A 22,841-nucleotide genomic window follows, 5' to 3' on the forward strand; every position below is an offset into this window, starting at 1 on the left:
CAACAATTAATCATTATTAACCCTCAATCAAAACAGTTATGAAAAGAAAACCATCTTTTTCAAAACGCTGCTTAGGGACAATGTTGACGGCCGTATTGTTTTTACTGGCCACAACCGGGGCATGGGCGCAGGATATAGCTGCCCTTTCCCCTTCCTTAGTAAACAAAACCAACCTTGCTGCGGGAAGCGATCTGAAAACAACTTCCCTGCAGGAGTTTATGAATGAATTTAAAAAAACGTATCAAAACATTTATTACAGCTATGAATCAAACACCCTCAAATCGGTAAGCGTAAATTACGATGTGCTGGATGCTTCCAAACAAAGCAATCCCGACATTGCACTGAACAAAGTGCTTTCTACTGCTGGTTTGGTGTTTGAAAAAGTGAAAGAAGTATATGTAATAAAAGAAGCAACACAAAAAAAGAAAGAAGAAAATTTTGCAATTAGTGCTTCGGTGATCACCGCCGCTGCTGATGCCGCTGATTTTTCCGTAAGAGGCAGGATAAGTGATGAAAATGGCAGCGTAGCCGGCGCAACGGTAACAGAAAAGGGTACCGGCAATGTTACTACAACAAATAGTAATGGTGAGTTTGCAATAACTGTAAGCAGTGCCAATGCTGTGTTGGTAATAAGCCATGTTAGCTATGATACAAGGGAAGTTGCTGTATCTGGCAAAGCAGTGCTGGACATTACGCTTGATGCATCAAGCAGGGAATTAGAGCAGGTGGTAGTAACTTCTCTCGGTATAAAAAGGGAGAAAAGAGCGCTGGGGTACAGCATTTCTTCTGTTGAAGCTAAAGATATGGAAACCGGTGGCGCCTCCAATGTATTGAAATCAGTGGAAGGTAAAGTTACGGGAGTACAAATGAACAGCGTTACATCCTCACCCACCTCTTCTGTAATGTTCAACATACGCGGGGCTACCTCATTGAAAGGTATAATGGGGGCAAGTAATATTAACAACGAAACCCAACCCCTGATCGTGCTGAATGGCGTACAGTTGGGTTCCAACACCGTTGGAGCCACCGCAGGTATTGATGCAGGCAACTTTATATCCTCCCTTAACCCCAACGACATTGAGAGCATCTCTGTGCTGAAAGGGGCCAGCGCTGCAGCGCTTTACGGATCCCAGGCAGGTAATGGCGTGATCCTGATCACCACCAAATCGGGTGCGGGAGCTAAAAAAGGGCTCGGTATTTCGGTAAGTAGCGCTACTTCTTTCGACCAGGCTTATAGTGCCCCTCCGGTGCAAAGAAGATTTTTCCAGGGCGATGAAGACGGAAGCGCATTAACCGAAGATAAAAAGGGACTCGGCTGGGCAATAGATGACAAGGTGAACAACAACGAACCTGTGTGGAGGTGGAATATCCTTACACAGGAATGGGAAGAATCGGTGCTGGAAGCCCGCGGAGATAAAAATCCGCTACTGGCTTTCCTGAGAACAGGGGTGATGACCGACAATAACGTAGCGGTAACCGGCAACTACGAAAAGGGTAACTACCGGCTCAACCTCGGCAACCTCGTACACAATGCCGTAATACCTGGCAACAAAACAACCCGGAACAGCGTTTCCTTTGATGCTAAATACAATATAAACGACAGGCTTTCAGTTACTTCTCAGGCATCATGGTCTCATACCTTTGTGCCCAACCAGTCGCACGTTCAGGATAAAAGAGAAGACAACCCACTGGCTCATGCCATGTCTATGCCCATCAATATGCCCAAAATGTCGGAATGGGAAAAGGCTGACCCCTGGATCACCGACTGGGAAGGACAATACCAGAACACGCCTTATTTAAAGGGACCGGGAGAAGATCGCCTGAGGTATAATGCAGTTGGCAAAAACGGACCTTACTTTGCTGCTGAAAACATTATCAGAACCTATACCAAAGACGTATTTTTCGGAAAGGTACAATTGGATTATAAAATAGGTGAGCCATTCCTGCTCACTTTGCGCTCAGGCATCAGCCATGAAAACTTTGCGTTTGAAAGAAAAAGCCCATGGGATGCAGAACGCAGGCCGCAAGGCATATACGAACAACAGCACAGCAACAATCTTAATGTAAGAAATGACCTGTTGCTTTCTTACAACAAGCGTTTTCTTGGCAGCAGGCTGTCGCTTGATGCTTTAGGCGGCTTTTCCTATAACTATGGCGAAAGCAACAATTCCGGGTTTGGCGGCGAAATACTGGCAACTCCCAACTCCTTTAGCTATAGTTCATTGCCTGCGGCAGTAAGGCAGGCTGCCTATTTCAACAGGGGTTACCCCGGTCGCAACTACGGCGCTTATGCCACTGCCAGCATCGGATGGCAAAATATGGTTTACTTAGAGTTGTCGGGCCGTAACGACTGGGTAGGTATACTGGGCCATGAAAAGGATAACCATTTCTACCCCGGTGCATCCTTAAGCTGGATAGCATCTGAAACCTTTGATATGGGTAACGTATTTAACTTCCTCAAACTGAGAGGAGGGTATGCAGAAACCGGATATGGTATTGGACGACCTGTTAACCAGGACAGCTACGGTATTTCAGGAAATACATGGAACGGCGTTGCTATGGGAACCATCGGCGGTGACCCTGTTGACGCGAATATTAAGCCCGAGCTGAACGTAACCAAAGAAGCAGGTATAGACTTCAGAGCGCTTGATAACCGTATATCGGGAGAATTTACCGTTTATTCTAAAAATCATATCAACCAGATCCAGACCCTGCCGGTGGTAACGTCTTCAGGATTTGGCTCGATACTTACCAATATGGGTGCGGTGAAATCAACCGGTCTGGAAGCAGCCTTAACGGTAACGCCTGTACGCACCAAAAACTGGGTGGTAAACCTCACCGGTAACATCAGTACTTTCAAATCTGTTATTGATGACCTGGACCCACGCTTCTCAGAGAGATTCTATAACTATGACGGAGCTTCCTATTTGGCTTTGTTCAAAGGTTCACGCGTAGGAGACATGTATGCACGGCAACCGATTGGCTATATCCAAAGCGGCAAATACCAAGGAATGATGCTGACCGGTATTGACGGTATTATTGAGGAAGCTGTCACCACTACAGACTATATCAAAAAGAACGGGTACTTAGGCAATATGAATCCCAAAGCCATCTATGGGTTTGTTGCGGATGCCAGGTACAAAAACTTCCGGCTCAATGTTGTTGCCAGCATGAGAGTGGGTGGTATATTTATTTCCGAAACGCAGAAGATCATGATTGACGATGGTATGGCAGACATTATGGCGCTCTATGGCGACAAATACAACGAGTACTGGACAGGCGGTCGTTTCGCCGGTGGCTTGCCCAGTATGCCGAATCCCGATGATATGTTCACAGAGCCGGGCTTTGAAAACTACAGGGAAAAAATGCAGGAACTCATGACCATGTACAATGGCGACCCGCGCTACTTCGGCTACTGGAACGCGGTATTTATCAACCCTGCCGTTGACCAGTCTCAAATGACCCCGGAAGAAAAGCTGAGCCTCTCGGATGGGGATTATATCAGGAATGGAGATGATCCTGCCAGAACCCTCTTTATGAACCCTTATAACATGGAAGGACAGGAGTTATGGTCCGGCGCCCAGTTCAGAACGCATGACGCTACTTCCTTCAAGATCAAGGAGATCAATCTCACCTATTCCCTTGATAGGTCGCTGGCGCAGCGGTTGCGTTGTCAGGATGTTTCTCTTACCGTTTTCGCCAAGAACGTAATGTTCTGGGCAAAAAACAAAATGAATGAAGATCCGGAAACGGCTTTCTACGATGGTGTGAGAGGTATGGGTGTAGCAGACTTCGGATTACCTCCAATCCGCACTATGGGCGTAAGATTGAATGTTAGTTTTTAGGAGTAATCAAATTAATTTGTAAAAATATTATGACGATGAAAACAATAAGATATATCATGCTTGGATCGCTGCTACTTGCCGGCGTATCCTGCAGTAAGGATCAACTGCGAATGGACGAACGGGAAACGTCATTCAACGTTAATTACTTCACCTATTCACGATACCAGCTTACTACGGCTATTGTAGATGTTGCATACCAATATGGCAAAGGAGTAATTGACGAGCCGGTTGAAGAAGCAAACCTCTATTTTTTGGAATGTTACAACGGTGGTTCGCAGGCAGCTACGCTCTACACCAACGCCGCCCAGAACTGGGATTACCAGGGCAGCAATCCTTATACACAGCAGTTGAGAACGCTTGGAGCGGTCACAAAACTGGCAACCGATGAAAATAACATGGCGAATGTAGCAGTCGCTAATATCCTGAAATGTGTTGTAGGCGGATCTGTTACCGAAAAATACGGAGATATCCCCTTCAGCGAAGCTATGCAGGGAAGATCCGGTGATCTGTTTCCCAAATTCGATTCCCAGAAAGAAGTATATGAGCAAATGTTTACCCTGCTGGATGATGCGGTTTCTATTTTGTCGGATGCCGGCAGCAAAGGATTGCCAGCCGAACACGATGTTTTGTTCAATGGAGACAGATCCAAATGGATAAAATTTGCCAATTCTCTGAAGTTCAGGCTCATGGTACATTCCTATGAGGCATTCAAAAAAGCCGGCAGGGACCTGAGCGGCGAAATGCAGGCGATTGCCAGTGGCAACAACTATATGTCTGCTGTAGCCGATAATGCAGGGCTTGAGTTTTCGGGCGTTAGCGAGCGGGAATCGTGGTACCTGCAAACAACCTGGGGAACCGGGAACAACTTTACTGAGCAGAAGCCTTCCAAGTATTTGATTGACCAGATGGTAGCCCTCGATGACCCGCGTATGTATGTGATCTTTGCCCCGGCGCTTTCCCCAATATCAGCTAAAGCCACGGAATCCAGCGAAGACATCAAGATAAATGGCTATACTTATAATATCACTTATTACCCTTCTTCACTGTATGAACCCTCGGAAATAGTAGCATCCGGAAGAGACCTGGATGGTAATGTTATATCAGTGCCCTATCCCCTGGATGCAAAATGGGTAGGAGCTCCGAACCCGATAAACGTTCAGACACAGTATGCAAGCTCCACCAGCCTTCCCGGAACCAACAGCTTTTATGACAACCGCCGGATTACAGGACTTTCAAGGCTGGTAGCAGGCACCAACGGCCCCAGCCTCAAAGGAGTGATGATGGAAGCAAGTGAAATGATGTTCCTTCTTGCTGAAGCACGTCAGAAAGGATGGATATCGGCGGGAAACACTAAAGATTACTATGAAAATGGTATAAAACTGTCGTTCGAAAGGTGGCAGATTGAGAACGGAACGAAACCGGCGACCCAAATTGGTTCAGACAAGATAGTGGATAATTTCAGTACCTACTACGCAAAACCTGCTGTAGCATTGGATGGCTCTGCTGCCGATCTTGATAAAATCGCTATCCAGAAATGGCTGTCTATGCTTATGACCAATCACACAGAAGCATATACTGACTATAGGAGAACCGGTAAGCCTGCGTTTGTCGGCAAAATCGTTACGTCATTTTCTACATACGAATACCCCATGCGGTATCTGTATCCGCTGGATGAATCGAGCAACAATAAAGAACAATACGATGCTGCCGTATCCGCAATGGGAGGCAAGGATATAGCCTCTGTTAAGATGTGGATATTACAATAGAGATATTAAAGTATAATTTTTAATAAACCTGCAAGGCTTGCCCAAATAACCTTGCAGGTTTTCTTTTGATTTAATGTTTATGAAAAAAACTGAAGTTTGATGAAGATGAGGAGATTTGAAATTTAAAATTTGAGATCCGCCATATGAATCAAAGCCAATTGCTGATTGCTGACCGCTGATAGCCAGTTACGATTCTTTTCAGATGCGGTCTGACCCTCCTTACGTTGGGTACCGGCCACATCTTTTACATTCATACAATATGAAAAATAAATTATTCTTTTTCTGTTTATTATTCAATGGCATTTTACCATGTACCGCTCATGCCCAGCTATTGTATACACCGGCCAGCATGAAAGACACGGCTTTCTGGCAGGAATATCACGAAGCATACCGCATAGGAAAAAAGCCGGGTGACAATGAAATAAGAAGCATTACTGTTGATCATGAATCGAATGTGTGGGCTGCCACTGCCGAAGGAATATATATGAAAAAGCCCGGAACATCTGCATGGATAAACATGATTACCGGTGATGATAACGGCCCTGCATATGTTGTAACAACAGATGATGAAAAGGCAGTATGGTTAGGAACATGGAATGGTGTTTATTTTTATAAAAACAACACACTAAAAAAAATATCCGGTACAACAGGACCCATTTCTGCATTATGCGCTGCAAAAAATGAGTTGTATGCTTTTGGTCCGAAAGGCGTATGGGTATATAGCCGGAACCAGCTCTTCAAAAAGGATTATGCTATCGCCCGTTCTATACGGAATGCCGTTGCAGGTGCTGACAATAGTATATGGGTAGCCAGTGATGTGGGATTATATCATATAGGCAACAAACAACTGCTGCATTTTAAAGATAGCAGCGCATTACTCAGCGCTTATACAAAGGGGTTAGCATTCGACAATAAACAACAGCTATGGGCAGGTGGTCTCGGTGGTGTAACCATCATCCAAAATAATAAAAAAGTACAGGCACTTCAGCCTTCCAATGGTATGCCTTCCATTTATGTTAACTGCCTGGAGCATTCACCCGATGGAAGTATGTGGGTCGGAACAGACGCGGGTATAGTGCGTTATGCGCCGGATGGCTCACACACATTGCGTTTCAGCAGACGCTGGTTGTTGGATGATAAAGTAAATGATATTGCTTTTGATAAAGAAGGCAATGCATGGGTGGCTACGCCCAAAGGGGTAAGCGCTGTTAAGAAAAGAAAAATGACCCTGGCACAAAAACAGGATTTCTTTTATGACATTACCATGAAGCGGCATGTTCGTGAACCATGGATAGTAGGCCCTGCCCGTTTAAAAGACCCGGAAGATGTGAATAGCTGGCAACCGGAAGATGATGACAACGATGGGGAGTTCACGGCCAATTATTTGGCCATGGAAAGTTTTCGTTATGCGGCAACCAAAAGTAAGGATGCCAAAGATAAAGCAAAGAAGGCCTTTGATTTTTTGAAGCTGTTGCAAACCATAACCGGCACTGATGGCTTTTTTGCCAGAACAATAGTGCCGGTAAGCTGGGGAAATAATGTGCATGACCCTAACAGGAAATATACAGAAAGAGAACTGGCGGAAGAACTGGTGAAAGAGCCACGGTTTAAACCCGTTGAAACGCGGTGGCGAAAATCGAAAGATGGCAAATGGCTGTGGAAAGGCGATACCAGCAGCGATGAATGGTGCGGGCATATGATGGGCTATTATTTTTATTACGAACTGGTGGCCGATGATAAAGAAAAACAAATCATTCGTGAACACGTTGCCCGTCTTGTTGATCATTTGATCACTCACAATTTTAACATGGCAGATATTGACGGTACCCATACCCGCTGGTCTGTATGGAGCCCGGATAAACTCAACCGCGATCCTGAATGGACACCCGATCAGCATCAAAACTCAATGGAGCTATTGGCTTTTTTAAAACTAGCCTATTACATGACCGGGAACGCCAAATACCAGGATCATTATCTGCGGCTGATCAGGGAAGAAAACTACCTGGGAAACATGGCAAAGGTTCCTGAACAAAATCCTGCTTTTTTTATTTATTTTGATGTGATACTCCAGGCCTACCTCTACCCTGTTCTGATTGGCTGTGAAAAGGATCCTGCATTGCTGGCCTTTTACGAAAACCATATGGATAACTGGATGGAAAAACGTAAGGGCGATAAAAGTCCGCTGATCAATTTTCTGTATTGTTATGCACGCAACAAAAAGCTGGAACTGATCTCCTCTGTTGAGTTTCTGAAAGATACACCGCTTGATCTTGTGAACTGGAGATTTGATCACAGCAAAAGAGAAGATGTAAAGATGGTGCGCGAACCTGTGCTGGATGATCTGCAGGTGAATGAATTGCCCCCGGCCAGCATTCGCACTGCAGTGCGGTGGGACAAAAATCCCTGGTCCGCTATAAATGGCCATCCCGATATAGAAAGAGAACCAGTGTTTTGGCTGCTGCCTTACTGAATGGGACGCTATTTGAAAATGATTGAATGAGGTTATAAGAGGCAGGTTACAGGGCACAGGGTGCCGAAAGAATGGGCCAGATTGTGGGTAAAAAAAGGGGAACCTCCTGCATAATTTATTGTATTTTCTTTAGATTGTGATTGCTATAACCCTGTTTGAAAAGATAAAAAACTTGCCATGCAAATCGGTCAGTACCTCTGTGCGTTTGTTATTTTCGCATCCGCTTTATTAACTTCCTACCGCAATGAACATACTGTTTCATTAACCGGCAACAAGGTAAAGCACGGAGCTGTTATCAGGCATCAGTCGTACACGGAAATACCCGATGTACAGTATGGCGATGCTGATAACGATTTCCAACTCCTTGATGCCTATTTACCGGATGAGCACAACAGCAATACCAAAGTGATCGTATATATTCATGGTGGAAGCTGGGTGCAGGGCGATAAAGCCGAATTTCCAAAACCATTGATCGAAGAACTCGTAGGTAACCGAAAATATGCTTTGGCATCCTTAAATTACCGTTTGGTGAAAGATGGGAAAAATATCTTTCCTGCGCAAATAGAAGATATACAAAAAGCATTGGCATTTATTTCAGCAAATGCGGGTGAAAATAAATATGATGGTAATGGTTTTGCATTAATAGGCGCCAGTGCCGGCGCTCACCTGGCCATGTTATACGCGTATGGATACGATCGTTTGAAGCAAGTAAAAACTATTGTGGATATTTTTGGACCTACAGACCTGTCGGATGAAGCAGTGCGTAAACCGGGAATGGAAAGCAATGATATTATTATCAATTTCCTTGGAACACCCGATACTGCTGCAAAGATTGTAAAACAGGCCAGTCCTTATTTTCATCTCACGCAAAAAACCGGCGTACCTACCATTTTATTTCATGGCACGGCCGATGAACTGGTTCCGGTTGGCCAGTCTGAGAAATTGTACAAAAAATTGCAACAATTAGGTATTCCATCGCAAATAAAATTATATCCCGGTGAAAAACATGAATTACGGACACCTATAGCCGCAGATGTATTCTCCGGCATGATTGGCTGGCTGGAGAAGTATTATCCTGCGGGGATACAAGAGGGTGAGTAGTGAGAAGTCAGTAGTGAGTGGCTGATTGGTTATTGCGCTGCATAAGATGTTACCGGATAACCGGGAGGATAATTCACTTTTGCTAAAAACAATCCATGGCCGGGCACTGCAAAATTTGCTTTTGTACAATCCCTGTCCTCAATAATTTTACGAAAAGCATCTATGCTTATTTTACCCCTGCCTGCCTGTAGCATTGTGCCAACCAGTCCTCTTACCATACCTCTCAAAAAACGATTGGCTTTTACATGGTAGACGATATGATCATTCACCACTTTCCACCGGCTTTCCTGCACCTGGCATATAAAATTCTTCACCTGCGTATTGCGTTTGGAAAAACTTGTAAAATCCGTGTACTGTAATATTACTGATGCCGCCTGTTGTAACAGATCAAAATCAATTGTATAGGGGAAATAATATGCCCTGTCGCGCAGGAAGGGGTTTTTAGTTTTGTATACAAAATACATATACTCCCTGCTTATAGCATCGAACCTGCAATGTGCGTTTGCCTGAACGGGAATAATGCGGTTTATTACAATAACGGGGGGGAGTATGGCATTGAGATTATAGATATAGTGCTCCGGTATGGGCTGATCAAAGTCGAAATGAAAAAAATTCTGCAATGCATTTACTTCAGCATCTGTTCGCGATGACCCGGTAAGTAATATATCCTGTTTAAAAAGAACAGTCATCGCCTTTTGAATCTCCGATTGTATGGTAACCGCATTTTCCTGTATCTGAAAACCGGCATACCCTGCTCCTTTATATGCTATTTCAATAAAATATCGTTTCATTCATACTCAATTAAACCGGGTAACCGCAAAACTAAAAGAAAGAGCCAAGAACACAATAACAAATCGGCAGTTGGGCCGAAGCCCTAAAAGAAGCACCAAGAACCAAAAAGCAAGAGCCAAACCTGTCCGCCGTGGCGGATAAATCTCAAACACAAAATCCGAAAGCGGAATGCAATCTCAACGTTCAAATAAAACAGCTATTGCACACACTACTAAAAAATGAGAAACCAGCAGCGAAATAAGGCTGAAACTACTAGTAAAAAAGCTCAACAAGACTCCCGGCCGCGGCGAACAAATTGCCAATGACACACCATGCTGTTGGCTCTTTTTCAACTATTTGGTAAAGTATGATTTTCACATGAGTCACGTATGAAACTGAAATGAGACATTTCAGGACATTTATTGTTCGACCCTTTCAGGGTCGTAATACTTTTTATCGCATAGTTATAAACGTTTAGACCCTTTTAGGGTCAATGCAAGTCCTTATGTGTAAAGTAGTCGGCACTCCGCAATGTCAATGCCGTTTAACCATACTTTTACTGCAGCTTTTCCGTTTCATAAAAGCATTACGTAAAGGGATGTTTCCATTGCGAAATACAGGTTTAAAGCCGGATTTGATATATTTTAATATTTCTTTATGGCTGTCGCTGCCAGGGAGTAGTATATTTGTGTGCGTATTTAAAATCATTCTTATGAAAATCAATAAAGTTCTTCTTTATTTAACCACAGTTCTATTTCTTTTTATTTCAGCTTCCGTTCAGGCTCAACTGCTCAAAAAAGTGCTGGGCGATAAAAAGGACTCCTCATCCTCAACAAATATTCTCAACAATGTTTTAGGTAAAGGCGGTACTTTAAGTACTGACGATATTGCAGCCGGACTTAAAGAGGCATTGTCTGTTGGCGCCGAAAAAGCAGGCAAAAACCTGTCTTCTATTGATGGATATTTTGCCAACGCTGCTATTAAAATATTAATGCCTGAAGAAGCTAAAAAAGCAGAGCAAAAACTGCGGGCCATTGGATTGGGTAAACAGGTAGATGAAGCCATACTTTCCATGAACCGCGCCGCAGAAGATGCAGCTAAATCTGCCACCCCTATTTTTGTAAATGCCATTAAACAAATGAGCATACAGGATGCGGCAGGCATATTAAAGGGAGGCGATTTTGCGGCAACCGATTACCTGAAAGACAAAACCACTTCGGCACTTACTGCATCTTTTCGTCCCGTAATAGAAAAATCGCTCGAAAAAGTAGATGCTACCAAATACTGGAATACTGTATTTACTGCTTATAATAAGTTTTCAGCCAACAAAATCAATCCCGATCTTCCGGCATATGTTACAGAAAAGGCATTAAGCGGAATTTTTTACCAGGTAGCACAGGAAGAGCAGCAGATCAGGAAAAACCCTGTGGCAAGAACATCCGAAATACTCAAAAAAGTATTTGATACAAATTAAGCATTACTGTTTTATAAGGCGCCGTTCGGATCTCCTGTTAATTTTTCTCAATAATAAATGCTGCCGGAACAGGCCTTTGTTTTTTATCCGACGGGCTTATCGTTTCCTTACCATTCACAAGCATACAACTGCTGCCACCGCCATCTAAGTTGAGGGCTTCCAGGCAACCTAATTCTTTAAACAGTTTTGCCTCCTGTATTAATGATGCACCTTCAGCAATTCCTTTATTCCGTCCTTCTATTACCAGAATAATGAGCTTATAGTTTTTGGTGTAGCCCATGCCTGTGCGGGGGTGCTTATCATCAATAGCCTTGCCTGCAAATTTTAATTCCTCGTTATTCGTGATTTTTATTTCCCCATCCTGCAACAATACAGGACCTCCTCCCACAGCCGTTCTCATTTTCCATTTCACAGCGCCTGAATCAAGAATATTCACCGCATTTATTCCGGGTTTATAAAAGTTACTTGAATCAGCGAATGCATTTACCGGGTTTTGTAAAGCCATCACTTTTCCCTTTATGCTATCGGTATACAACCAGGCGATATCCGCCTTCCTGCGCTTGGAGATGCCGATAGCGCTACCGAATGTATGCAGGTAAGTAAAACCATCCTTCCGCTTCCTGGAATGCGCATCATAGCTTACCAACTTCCCGGCCTTGATTACCGGGTTGAGATTTTGATTGGTAGCAAAAGAAAAAAAAGTACAATTAACAACTACAACAGGATTATTATTTTTGGTGTAGAATTGTTGTGGGGTCAGTCTTCTTTTATGAGTTGTATCTGAAGTAAAATTCAATCTCCTGTCTTTAAGATCAGCTTCTACATAATAAGCGATATTGGGTTTGCCATCCAGCGGGTCTGTTGTTTTATAAACATGTACAGATGCCGGCAGAATCCCAAACAGGGAATCCACATTGATCCATTTTATTTGAGCCTGTAATTTAAATGCTATAAAAGCAAGGTAGACAATAAAGCATATTCTTTTCATAGAATGCAGGCATTGTTGTTCACGAAAATTCTCCCGCCGTGCCATCGTCATATCCTATCACTATCCGGGTAGCCATTTTCACAAAAAGGCCATTTTCTACAACGCCGGGTGTATTATTGATTTGCTGTTGCAATACAGCAGGATCAGGAATGGGACCGAATTGACAATCCAGTATATAATTTCCATTATCGGTTATAAATGGCTTCGCTTCTTTTTGCCGCAGTGTTGTTTGGCAACCTAACAATGCCAGGTGCCTGGCGGTATGCTGCCAGCCAAATGGAATAATCTCGACCGGCAGCGGAAATTGCCCAAGCATTTCCACCATCTTGCTTCCATCTGCTATAACAATAAAAGTTTTACTACCTGCGGCTACAATTTTTTCTCTTAATAATGCTCCTCCCCCTCCTTTAATAAGGTTGAGCCTGCGATCTATTTCGTCTGCACCGTCAATATCTATATCAATATGGTCAACAGCATCCATTTCACTGACCTTTATGCCGCATTCCAACGCTAATCTTTCTGTTTCACCAGAAGTTGCTATTGCAGTAATCCGCATACCCTGTTTCACTTTTTCTCCCAGGTACTGAATAGCCCAGTAAGCTGTAGAGCCAGTGCCCAATCCAACTATCATTCCATCCTTAATGTACTGCACAGCCTTATGAGCCGCTGCCTGTTTAGCATTCATATTATTTAAGTTTCCGGTAATATAAATTCCGTGCTTCCACCATCATACCCGGGTTATGGCACTGGATTGCAAATTTTCCTTTTTTATATTCACTATCGCTATAACTCATTACCAACTGATCCTTCACCCAAATGTTTATACTGTCACCTATCGCCCTCACCTTCATCGGGAACCATTCTCCATCTTTGGTGAGCAACGCTGTAGCTTTACCGGTAGGCTTTCCGGGCTTCCACAGCCAACCAGTATACGCTTCCTGGCTATTGCATATTTGTGCTTCGTATCCACGTGGAAAGCCATTGGGGTCATTTTCCGGTTCATTGGCCCGTATATATAAACCGCTGTTGGCGCCTTTACCCTGGTCGGTTATCCGGAATTCGCCTTTCACTTCCAAATTTTCAACTACAGGTGCGGCATACAGGTGTCCCCGTCCGTTTTGCCCGATGATCACTCCGTCCCTCACCTTCCACATTGCATCACCTCTCACTATCCATCCGCCAAGATCTTTTCCATTAAAAAGTGAGATCCATTTGGGTTGTATTGCCCATGAGCCGGCAATAAAAACCATGCAAAGCATTATCAGACCGGTAAAACGATTTTTCATTATTTATTTTATTTTATCTGGTTATAGCATGATAATGATATGAGATAAATTTTACAGCTATATACCGGAATTTGGTCTGAAAATTTCATTCCTGCACAACCTGTTAAGCCGCCAGGTATTTTACAATAATGCCTGTTATTACGGATATGGAAAAGCTGATCAGCGATCCGATTAAAACATATTCGGTTTTCTCTTCCTGCTTGTCTTTTTCACTAAAGCGGAGCAATCCCTTTGCCGTAATTAAAAGACCAATCGCTGCATATTGGTTTTGCAGCAGAAAAGTTAGAATAAGGATACGTTCTAAAATGCCAATCCACTTGCCTGCATTAGCAAGCCCGGCACTGCGGGGCAACTGGTCACTCCATTTACGGGTCATTTGCCCGATCATAATACCTGCCGGGAAACTCAAAGATACATAGGCTGTTGTTACGAGCCAGAAACGATCGTTGCTGCCGGTTGCCTGTAACCATTCTTTTACATCTGCAATGGTGTAAAAAGTATAATACCAGCAGGCTATAATAACCAGCAGGTGCATTAACTGGTCTGCCAAGAAATACAATACGGTTTGTGGGCGATATGATTTCCAGCCATCAATAAGAGTATGCGATATAAAGATGGCCAGGGCAAAATACCAATAGTGAAAGCCTGTAAAAACCAGTGCCAATGCAGCAGCTATCAAAGTATGCAGGTAGAGCCACGGAGATAAAAAATGCCTGGCACAACGGTCATTAACCCATTTCCGGGGTTGCAGTACAAAGTCTGCCAGCAGGTGCGACAGGATCAGTTTTATCAGCCAGATTGTGCTCATGCCAGGTTAAATTGAGTAATCACTTGATTGTATTCGTACAGTAGCTTTTCTATTTCCGCCCACCCTGCCGACTGCGCATGTTTGTTGATGGTAGACTGTTTTATTTTTAGCTTCTTTGATACCTCTGTCTGGGTTTGTTCTTTCAAAAGCTCCAGTACAACTTCGGCCTGCCTTGAGGTTAGCCGTTTCAGAATATAATCCGTGAAATATGCAATAACCCTGAAGGCAACGTTTGCGTTTTCATTTGCCGACTGAATCCATAAACGCTGATCATCCTTTAACTGTTCAAACATTCTTCCCGATAAAACGAATGCTTCACTGTTGGCCGTTCGCAAAGTTTGCACAGTTCTAATCGCTTTGCCTATTCCTATGCTGATGCGCACATCGTATATACCGGAAAAACCTTTGGCAGCAGTTCTTAACCGGATGGCTAATTTTAATACTGCTGAAATATCTTTAGTGTACACCTGGAAACTGTCACCGCGGTAGAATTCGAATTTGTAATTTTTTAAAACAGCGCTGAGCCGTGCTACCAGCTTCTTCCCCATAGCGGTTCCGGCAACTGTGGAGTTAACAATATCAGCGGTTATAACGGCGGCAAGAGGCATACGCAATTCTTTTAATTTCAAATATAGCCTAAAAAGGCGATATTATTAAATTATAGCCTAAAAAGGCTATATTTTTAAATTATAGCTTAAAAAGGCTATAATTACAATTTACAGGATGAAATTAGCGTAACAGGAAATATCATCTGCCTTTCTGTGCGCAGCACTCCTACTGTGCTTTTGCATTCTAATCTTCCAGCCCCCATACTTTTCCTTTCATAACGGCGGGCACTCCTTCGCTCAGCCATTGTGCAGGACGATGTCCTTTCAACTGCCAGTCAAAAAACTGCTGCTCCCTTATTTGCAAATCTTTTCTGTTCTTTCTTTCCATTACATTATGCGCCTCACCATTGTAATTGAGCAGCCATACAGGTTTATTCAAACGCCGCAAGCCTGTAAATAATTCAATCCCCTGGTACCAGGGTACGGCTCCGTCATTATCATTGTGCATGATCACCAATGGAGTAGTTACCTTTGGCAGGTAAAACAAGGGCGAATTTTCTATATACAATTGCGGCTTTTGCCATAAGGTAGCGCCTATGCGACTTTGGGTTTTTTCATATTGAAACTGCCTGTTCATGCCGGTTGACCAGCGGATACCACCATAAGCGCTCGTCATATTACCAACAGGAGCTCCGGCCCATGCAGCTTTGAATAATTTGGTTTGGGTAATAACATAAGCCGTTTGATAACCGCCCCAGCTTTGTCCCTGTATTCCTATCCGGGTACTGTCTGCCCATCCTTTTTTAATCAATGCCCTTGCACCGCTTACAATATAATTATAGGCGCTTTTGCCCGGGTGACCGGTTGTATACGAAATATCCGGAACAAAAACAATATAGCCCCTGCTCACAAAAAAAGAAATATTCAAACGGCTGGGGGTAGGCGCCGGGGGAATATACTGGTACAATCCATCGCTAAGCTTTTCATAGAAATAACAGATGGCAGGATATTTTTTCTTCGGATCAAAGTCCTCAGGTTTATACACAATGCCTGTTGCCCGTTTGCCGTTATAGGCTTTCCATTTAAATAACTCCGCAGTGCCCCAGTTATAATTTGCCTGCTGCGGATTAATAGCACTTAACCTGGCTTCCTGCTGCCATCCTGCATTTACATACAGATCAGGCGGGTGCACATAGCTCTCCTTTGTATAAATATAAATACTGCTATCCTTTGCTTTAGCTATCCTGTTGCTATTAATGGCAAAAGCTCCGTTTACAACAGTAACAGGTTTTGCAGTGCTCAATACCTTATATGTAGCTATACCAGCATGTTTATTATCATCAGCAAACATATGCAGGAGTATCTCCTGCGAAGGCGTAATGAATTTTTTTTCGGGATCGGTACGAACATACCTGTACGTTACTTTATTTTTACGCCCTTCACCTGCCGTGATATTAAGAGGAGCAACAACCCTGTCGGGATCCAATTGCCAGATGTCAAATTTGTCGTATACCAGGACAGACAGATCACTTTGCGTCCAGGCCATTACGCCATAAGAAGATGGATCAGTTGGCATATCAAAATCCTCATCGTATAATTTTGTACGGATCTCTGAAGAAATATTCTTTGTTTTACCGTTTCGCCAGGTAAAATACTGGTGTGCTTTTGCATCATACCACAGCACATACTTACCAGCAGGTGATACAGTAACATACCCCGAAAGATTTTTTTTAATTAACTTCCGGGTTCCGTCTTCCGGCTGTATGATATAAATATCTTTCAGGGTTCTTCCTTCCCATTGCAGCGCAGCACGTTTACCCGTATCCGTAATACCCACAAAGAAATCGCTGTCACCCTCATTCCCGGATATAATATCTTCAACTTCCCGGTCTGCAAGCTGAACGAATTTTTTATTATCCAGGTCAATCATTGCAGTGTAGCTTTTTTTAACATCCTTATCCAGGTTCTTCAATTGTATGGATTGCAGGTAGTCGTCTTTATAATTCCAGATATCAACTTTCACCAGGTCAATATCTATAAGGGATGTATCTTTTGGCGGTTGAACAGGCGCAGATCCTGCAAAGAGCCGTTTCCCCGACTTACTGAAATGCACACCCGCATGCTCACTTACACTCCAGCCTACAGGCATGCCGGCAATATTTTTATCGGCGATCACTACAGCACTGTCATAACCATTTTGCCAATACCACAGCTTGTACATTTTTTGAAGTGCCTTAGCGCTGCTATCTCTTTCAGCAACAAAAGCCAACTGGTACCCCTGTTCATCAATAGCGTAATTGCGAAAATCATTCCCTCCTTTCATAATCGTATCAAACCGGCCTTCAACTGTTCTGAAAATACATACTGCAGCTTTGCGCAAACTGTCTTTTTTTGAAGTTGTCGTTTCTGTTATTAAAATATTTCCGGTTTTGCTCCATACATATTCACTTACAAAATCCAGGGTTTGCTCTATACTATCCCGCAGATTAAAAATAACCAATGCTGTGCCTTCCTCCTTTTTTTCTCCCGAACCAGGTTCGTCCTCAGCCTCGTTATAAGCAAATGCAGGATTGTTTAATAAAATCATCTCATCATCATTTTTAATAACAGGCGGATTAGTGATCCGCTGTCTTTTCTTTGCCTGTTCGGCGGTAGGTTCTGCAACAGATCTTTTTAATGAATCTATCTGCTTCGCTAATGAATCGGGTGCAGCTTTCCTTTTGGAAGTATCCGCTATTGGTTTTTCCATTTGCCAGGCTATCCACTGTGCATTTTTCTCAGGTACTTTATACGATTTAACCCGGGCAGCTCTCACAACTATGCCCTTACCCAATTCCACGATAACCAATGAATCTTTAGGAAACTGATCGGGTGTTTTCTTTTGTATACGGGCCTGCCTTATGGCGGCATAAGGCGGTTTTATTTTAAAAACAGCATACCTGCTGTCTTCCGTAATGGTAATATTATAACCCCTGGCAATCGTTTCCCTGTATTTTGAATCAGCAGATTGTATAACAAGCGTTCCATCTCCTTCCTGAACTTCAATTGTATACACAATCCATCTGCCGTCATTGCTTATCTCTCTTTCACCAATGGATTGCCAGCTATCATATACCGTATGATCAAGAGGTTTTTTATTTTGTGCATTTACCTTTACTGCCAGCAGTATGATTATAATAAAAAATACCTTTCTCATATTCTTTTATATTTTTCTGATCAGTTCGCAAGATAAGATTAAACTTCTTTTATACCTTCCTGTGGTATAGCCTCCGGGTTTGTAAAACCACTGTTAACAGTATCAATGATAATCCATAATAAAAACCACTGCTCAAATACGCATTCTCATTATACACAATAAAGGCGAGTATAATACCATATACCGGCTCAAGATTATAACTGAGATTTACGGTAAAGGGAGATATTTTTTTTAATGCCTGAAGCGACAGGTTAAAGGCAAGGACGGTACAAAACCAACTCAACACCAGCAGCCAAAAAAAATCTCCGGCTGTAGGCAGGATATGATCTTTTGGAAAAGAACTGATATAAAAAGGCATGCCTAAAGTTAATACAATAAGCCCGCCCGAGAGCTCATAAAAAGTAAGACTTTGCGGAGATATGTGTTCAATTAATTTTTTATTGAACACAGGAAATAAGGCGGCAAATAAAGAAGAGATGATGCCCAGCAGTATTCCAAACTTATACTGTTTATCGAAATGAAAAATCAACCAGATTCCTGCAATGGTCAATGCGCCAAACAGCACTTCAATCCAATCCATTTTTTTACGCAATATCAGAGGTTCAAAAAAAGCAGAAAAAAAACCAATAGCAGAAAAACATATTAAAGCAACAGAAACATTGGCATATTTAACACTGCCATAAAAAAACACCCAGTGTAACGCAACAACAGCGCCTGTTCCCAGTATCCGGAAATGGAGAGAAAGCGTAACTTTCTGCAAATGGCCCGTAAATAAGAAAATTATTGCCAGGGTGCATGAAGTGATAAAAAGCCGCCACCATACAAGCAATCCTTCGTTTAGCGTAATAAGCCGGCCCAGTATGCCTGTAAAGCCCGCCAGGAATACAGCTGCATGTAAAGACAATAAAGCCTTCTTCATTAAAAAATTCAAATTAATTGTATACACCGGAAAGCGCACTTTTGTATCATGCACTATACTGTATGATTAAGCAGCACAGGTTTTAACTTAATACTTCAGCGCGGAGCGTTGATGCGGGAATAAAACTATTACGTACTTTTCTGCGGTAATTTTTAAACATACTTTGCCACTGTATCTTAAGCACTCCCAATATACCTTCCTTTACAATATTCTTATTCATTTTTGAAGTACCGAATTTGCGGTCAACAAAAGTGATAGGTATTTCAATAACTTTAAAGCCAAGTTTCCAGGCGGCAAATTTCATTTCTATCTGGAAAGCATACCCTACAAAATTGATCTGATCAAAATTAATGGTTTCCAGCACTTCTTTTCTGTAGCAAATAAACCCTGCGGTAGGATCTTTAACCGGCATCCAGGTTAATATGCGTGTATACAATGCTCCACCTTTGGAAAGTACATTCCTGTAGCGGCTCCAGTTTACTGTTTTACCTCCTTTTACATACCGCGAACCCACAACAACATCGGCTTTGTGCGCACATGCCTGGTACAATCGTTCGAGGTCTTTCGGATTATGAGAAAAATCGGCATCCATTTCAAATACATACCTGTATCCCCTGTCTATCGCCCATCTAAATCCATAAATATAGGCAGTGCCTAACCCCTGTTTACCTTCACGTACCTGCAGAAATAACTGACCGGGATATTCTTTTTGTATTTCCCGTACCAAACCGGCAGTGCCATCGGGGGAGTTATCATCAACAACCAGCACATGAAAATTCAGATCCATTCCTAAAATAGCATGAAGAATGGGTTTTATATTTTCACTTTCATTATAAGTAGGTATGACCACCAGCTTTTCCAACAGATATCGTATTTTTTGTACTATAAAATTACTTTATACTCTTTTTTTTAAAATGATTTTACGCTTTCTTTAACAAGGTTCGGTTAAGTATTTCTGTAAGCTTTTGCTTGGTATGCATAGGAAAATCCCCCTTCATCATCCAGTCGTAATACTGGGGTTCGGCTTTAAGGACTTCGGTTACAGGCTTGCCCTTATGTTTTCCGAAATTAAAGATTTCTACTCCATTTTCCATAATAAAACGCCGGGCGAAATCCACAATTTGTTCCTGCCCTGTAAATTTAATAATAGATTCTACCGTTGCACCCGCCTGGGGGTATCTTTGCAATTGTGATTCCAGTATTTCAAAAGTTGCCATAGCATCAACCTCTGCACTATGCGCATTATCAAGATTCTTCTCACAATAAAATTTATACGCGGCACTTAATGTGCGGGGCTCCATCATATGATAAAGCTTTTGTACATCCAGCAAATGCCGGCTGGTAACATCAAATTCCAGGCCTGAACGCAAAAATTCTTCTACCAGCATAGGAATGTCAAAACGATTGGAATTGTATCCGGCCAAATCGCAATTGTCTAAAAACTGGCGTATTTCATTGGCTATCTGCTTGAAGGAAGGTGCATCCTTAACCATATCATCGGTAATGCCATGCACATCGGAAGAGGCTTTAGGAACCGGCATTTGAGGATTAACCAGTTTCCTCTTCACCACCCGGCTACCATCTGGTTGCACTTTTACAATAGCTAACTCAACAATACGATCAACAGCAAGGTTAATACCGGTTGTTTCCAGGTCAATAACAGCTAACGGACGGGCTAATTGTAATGGCATAGCGTGAACAATAATTATTTAATGTGGCAAAATAGCTAAAAATATAATACTATTGGCCTTCTGTTAACATAAGTCAAACAATTCTGTGTCCAAAGAAAAGCAATTTATAAAATTTGTTTATTCAGCTTAATGTTTGTTTATTTGCACGTCTCTTTACGTGTATTCTGCGTATTTCCAATTCCCCCTTTGAAGAATAACATTATCTCCTACTCCTACGGGCGCCATGCTTGGAAAATGTTATTGTTTTACCTAAAAACTTCAAAAATGAAAAAAGTTTTCGCTATCGCTCTGCTCGTTATCACCCTGGGGGCCGCTTTGGCTTCATGCACCTCCTCAAGAGGCGGATGTAAAGCTACACAAGGAATGGTTGGTTACAAATAAGTTTTTGCCTCAAATATTATTTTATAAAGGTTATCATTGCGATAACCTTTTTTACTTTAGCCTCAATGCAGTTAACAGAAATTAATATAGAACGACTACCGAACAATCAGGTCCCGTAATAAATTACCCTCCTCACATGAGTTGTATCACATAAAAACACCCCGGTTTATTGGCCGGGGTGTTTTTTATCTTCAAAAGTTATATTAGTTATAGTGCAGTTTAAGGTCTACACGACGATTTTTAGCGCGGCCTGCAGCCGTTTTATTATCTGCAACCGGCTGATCCTGGCCAAAACCTGCGGATATAAGACGCGCTGGATCAACACCTCCCTTTGCAGTTAAATAATCCACTACAGACTGGGCTCTCTGCTCGCTCAAAATCTGGTTCTTATCCGGTTTACCGGTATTATCTGTATGTCCCTCCACATCTAATTTAAGATTGGGATCTTCATTAAGAATTTTTGCAACTTCATTCAATGATTTGAATGATTTTGACAACAGTTTAGAGCTGCCTGTAGCAAAAAATACATTTTTCGCTGCCACATCAATACGTTTTTTCACTTCTTCTTTTATTTCGGGACAACCCTGGTTGCTGGCAGGTCCTGCAAGAGCGGGACATTTATCTTCTTCATCATTTACGCCATCACTATCCGTATCCGGAATGGGGCAGCCCTGGTATTTAGCAACCCCTGCTTCATTGGGGCATTTATCTTCTTCATCATGTATTCCATCGCTATCGGTATCGGGTATGGGACAACCATCGTATTTTTCAAGACCCTTTACTTCAGGACATTTATCATTCTTATCTTCAATGCCATCACCGTCTTTATCAGGGCAGCCTTTGAACTGAGCCAGTCCTGCAACATCGGGACAAGCATCAAGTGAATCAACAATACCGTCATTGTCTGTATCGGCTGGTGGCGGAGGAGGAGGAATTACTTTAGGCTCTTTTTTCTCAAACAAAGAACCTGCAACGCCTAAACTGTAAAACAAATGATTGGCAGTAGTACCGGTAGTTACGGCAACACGGTATTGCGCATTAAAATTAATAAAAGCCTGGTCTAATAAATTAACCTGTACACCCAGCCCCAGTGGCACATAAGCACCCCAGTAGCCATTCCATTGCGAGCCACCGATGCCGGCCGTTAAATACGGCGTAACCCAATATCTGTCGCTCAGCAATTTGGCATTGATATTGGCATCCAATTCGGCAAGCAACTTATCATTGCCGCCTTGTGGCTTATCGGGCACCGGATAGTCTGTGAAAGTACCGCCTAAGCGGGCCATAAAATCAAAATGATCGGTAAGTCCCTGAAAATAAGACAGCGCTAAACCGGGACTCATGCGCCCTGTTTTATACCATTGTTTGTCTTTTAAAACCTGGTTAAGTGAAGTGTTCTTTAAATCTTGTGCAGTTTGAAAATCATGAAAGGTAAATGAAAAGCCAAATGCCGGTTTCTTTTTGTAAGGATTTTTTATGGCATTTTCCTGGGCGAAAGCAGTGCTGAGTATGCATACTGCCAATAAGCTTAATAACGGTTTTCTCATAAAATGTAATTTGATTAAAAGTTATGCAAAGGTATAAGGATGATTAATAA

At 42.5% G+C, this 22,841-nt stretch carries 16 protein-coding genes; 5 read left to right on the forward strand and 11 right to left on the reverse strand.

Translation table 11 applies throughout. The features are described from left to right. Positions 1-80 precede the first annotated feature (80 nt). The 4 genes from FRX45_RS15990 to FRX45_RS16005 all read left to right on the forward strand — a co-directional run bounded on the left by FRX45_RS15990 (position 81) and on the right by FRX45_RS16005 (position 9,182). Positions 81-3,845: a SusC/RagA family TonB-linked outer membrane protein gene (locus FRX45_RS15990; protein ID WP_193311734.1), complete on the forward strand. Its 3,765-nt coding sequence runs from the start codon at positions 81-83 to the stop codon at positions 3,843-3,845. A 35-nt stretch (positions 3,846-3,880) separates the two neighbouring features. Continuing rightward, the gene (locus FRX45_RS15995) at positions 3,881-5,611 is read left to right on the forward strand and encodes a SusD/RagB family nutrient-binding outer membrane lipoprotein (RefSeq protein ID WP_193311735.1); all 1,731 of its coding nucleotides are present in this window, start codon (positions 3,881-3,883) and stop codon (positions 5,609-5,611) included. Between the two features lie 259 nt (positions 5,612-5,870). Beyond that, positions 5,871-8,081 carry a ligand-binding sensor domain-containing protein gene (locus tag FRX45_RS16000; protein WP_152269462.1) on the forward strand — a complete coding sequence of 737 codons (2,211 nt, stop codon included), beginning with the start codon at positions 5,871-5,873 and terminating at the stop codon, positions 8,079-8,081. A 177-nt stretch (positions 8,082-8,258) separates the two neighbouring features. Beyond that, the gene (locus FRX45_RS16005; RefSeq protein WP_152269463.1) at positions 8,259-9,182 is read left to right on the forward strand and encodes an alpha/beta hydrolase; all 924 of its coding nucleotides are present in this window, start codon (positions 8,259-8,261) and stop codon (positions 9,180-9,182) included. Between the two features lie 29 nt (positions 9,183-9,211). Here FRX45_RS16005 and truA read toward each other — a convergent pair whose 3' ends face one another. Then, a complete protein-coding gene (gene truA, locus FRX45_RS16010; protein WP_152269464.1) occupies positions 9,212-9,973 on the reverse strand; it encodes a tRNA pseudouridine(38-40) synthase TruA in 762 nt (253 codons plus the stop codon). A 692-nt stretch (positions 9,974-10,665) separates the two neighbouring features. Between truA and FRX45_RS16015 the strand changes: the two genes are divergently transcribed. Beyond that, positions 10,666-11,427, forward strand: a complete 762-nt coding sequence (locus tag FRX45_RS16015) for a DUF4197 domain-containing protein (protein ID WP_152269465.1) — start codon at positions 10,666-10,668, stop codon at positions 11,425-11,427. A 37-nt stretch (positions 11,428-11,464) separates the two neighbouring features. Here the strand turns inward: FRX45_RS16015 and FRX45_RS16020 are convergent, their stop codons facing one another. The 10 genes from FRX45_RS16020 to FRX45_RS16065 all read right to left on the reverse strand — a co-directional run bounded on the left by FRX45_RS16020 (position 11,465) and on the right by FRX45_RS16065 (position 22,791). After that, the gene (locus tag FRX45_RS16020) at positions 11,465-12,415 is read right to left on the reverse strand and encodes a phosphodiester glycosidase family protein (protein ID WP_193311736.1); all 951 of its coding nucleotides are present in this window, start codon (positions 12,413-12,415) and stop codon (positions 11,465-11,467) included. A 19-nt stretch (positions 12,416-12,434) separates the two neighbouring features. Beyond that, complete coding sequence (rpiA, locus tag FRX45_RS16025; protein ID WP_152269467.1) at positions 12,435-13,100, reverse strand: ribose-5-phosphate isomerase RpiA; 666 nt, start codon at positions 13,098-13,100, stop codon at positions 12,435-12,437. Position 13,101: 1 nt separating this feature from the next. Next, positions 13,102-13,701: a 3-keto-disaccharide hydrolase gene (locus FRX45_RS16030; RefSeq protein WP_152269468.1), complete on the reverse strand. Its 600-nt coding sequence runs from the start codon at positions 13,699-13,701 to the stop codon at positions 13,102-13,104. A 103-nt stretch (positions 13,702-13,804) separates the two neighbouring features. After that, the gene (locus FRX45_RS16035) at positions 13,805-14,509 is read right to left on the reverse strand and encodes a DUF3307 domain-containing protein (RefSeq protein WP_152269469.1); all 705 of its coding nucleotides are present in this window, start codon (positions 14,507-14,509) and stop codon (positions 13,805-13,807) included. After that, positions 14,506-15,117 carry a hypothetical protein gene (locus FRX45_RS16040; protein ID WP_152269470.1) on the reverse strand — a complete coding sequence of 204 codons (612 nt, stop codon included), beginning with the start codon at positions 15,115-15,117 and terminating at the stop codon, positions 14,506-14,508. Before FRX45_RS16040 ends, FRX45_RS16035 begins: the two co-directional genes overlap by 4 nt. A 184-nt stretch (positions 15,118-15,301) precedes the next feature. After that, the gene (locus FRX45_RS16045; RefSeq protein WP_152269471.1) at positions 15,302-18,253 is read right to left on the reverse strand and encodes an alpha/beta hydrolase family protein; all 2,952 of its coding nucleotides are present in this window, start codon (positions 18,251-18,253) and stop codon (positions 15,302-15,304) included. A gap of 49 nt (positions 18,254-18,302) precedes the next feature. Beyond that, a complete protein-coding gene (locus FRX45_RS16050; RefSeq protein WP_152269472.1) occupies positions 18,303-19,172 on the reverse strand; it encodes a DMT family transporter in 870 nt (289 codons plus the stop codon). An 82-nt stretch (positions 19,173-19,254) separates the two neighbouring features. After that, positions 19,255-20,034 (reverse strand): polyprenol monophosphomannose synthase, encoded by a 780-nt coding sequence (locus FRX45_RS16055; protein WP_152269473.1) that lies wholly within the window; start codon positions 20,032-20,034, stop codon positions 19,255-19,257. A 58-nt stretch (positions 20,035-20,092) separates the two neighbouring features. After that, positions 20,093-20,863 carry a 3'-5' exonuclease gene (locus tag FRX45_RS16060; RefSeq protein WP_152269474.1) on the reverse strand — a complete coding sequence of 257 codons (771 nt, stop codon included), beginning with the start codon at positions 20,861-20,863 and terminating at the stop codon, positions 20,093-20,095. Between the two features lie 584 nt (positions 20,864-21,447). Then, a complete protein-coding gene (locus FRX45_RS16065) occupies positions 21,448-22,791 on the reverse strand; it encodes an OmpA family protein (protein ID WP_152269475.1) in 1,344 nt (447 codons plus the stop codon). Positions 22,792-22,841: the final 50 nt, after the last annotated feature.

It is taken from the genome of Agriterribacter humi (assembly GCF_009192765.1).
GTDB lineage: Bacteria > Bacteroidota > Bacteroidia > Chitinophagales > Chitinophagaceae > Agriterribacter > Agriterribacter humi.

Coding starts and splice junctions, on each gene's coding strand:
- FRX45_RS15990 (WP_193311734.1), top strand. CDS start 81: ATGTTGACGGCCGTATTGTTTTTACTGGCCACAACCGGGGCATGGGCG.
- FRX45_RS15995 (WP_193311735.1), top strand. CDS start 3,881: ATGAAAACAATAAGATATATCATGCTTGGATCGCTGCTACTTGCCGGC.
- FRX45_RS16000 (WP_152269462.1), top strand. CDS start 5,871: ATGAAAAATAAATTATTCTTTTTCTGTTTATTATTCAATGGCATTTTA.
- FRX45_RS16005 (WP_152269463.1), top strand. CDS start 8,259: ATGCAAATCGGTCAGTACCTCTGTGCGTTTGTTATTTTCGCATCCGCT.
- truA (WP_152269464.1), bottom strand. CDS start 9,973: ATGAAACGATATTTTATTGAAATAGCATATAAAGGAGCAGGGTATGCC.
- FRX45_RS16015 (WP_152269465.1), top strand. CDS start 10,666: ATGAAAATCAATAAAGTTCTTCTTTATTTAACCACAGTTCTATTTCTT.
- FRX45_RS16020 (WP_193311736.1), bottom strand. CDS start 12,415: ATGAAAAGAATATGCTTTATTGTCTACCTTGCTTTTATAGCATTTAAA.
- rpiA (WP_152269467.1), bottom strand. CDS start 13,100: ATGAATGCTAAACAGGCAGCGGCTCATAAGGCTGTGCAGTACATTAAG.
- FRX45_RS16030 (WP_152269468.1), bottom strand. CDS start 13,701: ATGAAAAATCGTTTTACCGGTCTGATAATGCTTTGCATGGTTTTTATT.
- FRX45_RS16035 (WP_152269469.1), bottom strand. CDS start 14,509: ATGAGCACAATCTGGCTGATAAAACTGATCCTGTCGCACCTGCTGGCA.
- FRX45_RS16040 (WP_152269470.1), bottom strand. CDS start 15,117: ATGCCTCTTGCCGCCGTTATAACCGCTGATATTGTTAACTCCACAGTT.
- FRX45_RS16045 (WP_152269471.1), bottom strand. CDS start 18,253: ATGAGAAAGGTATTTTTTATTATAATCATACTGCTGGCAGTAAAGGTA.
- FRX45_RS16050 (WP_152269472.1), bottom strand. CDS start 19,172: ATGAAGAAGGCTTTATTGTCTTTACATGCAGCTGTATTCCTGGCGGGC.
- FRX45_RS16060 (WP_152269474.1), bottom strand. CDS start 20,863: ATGCCATTACAATTAGCCCGTCCGTTAGCTGTTATTGACCTGGAAACA.
- FRX45_RS16065 (WP_152269475.1), bottom strand. CDS start 22,791: ATGAGAAAACCGTTATTAAGCTTATTGGCAGTATGCATACTCAGCACT.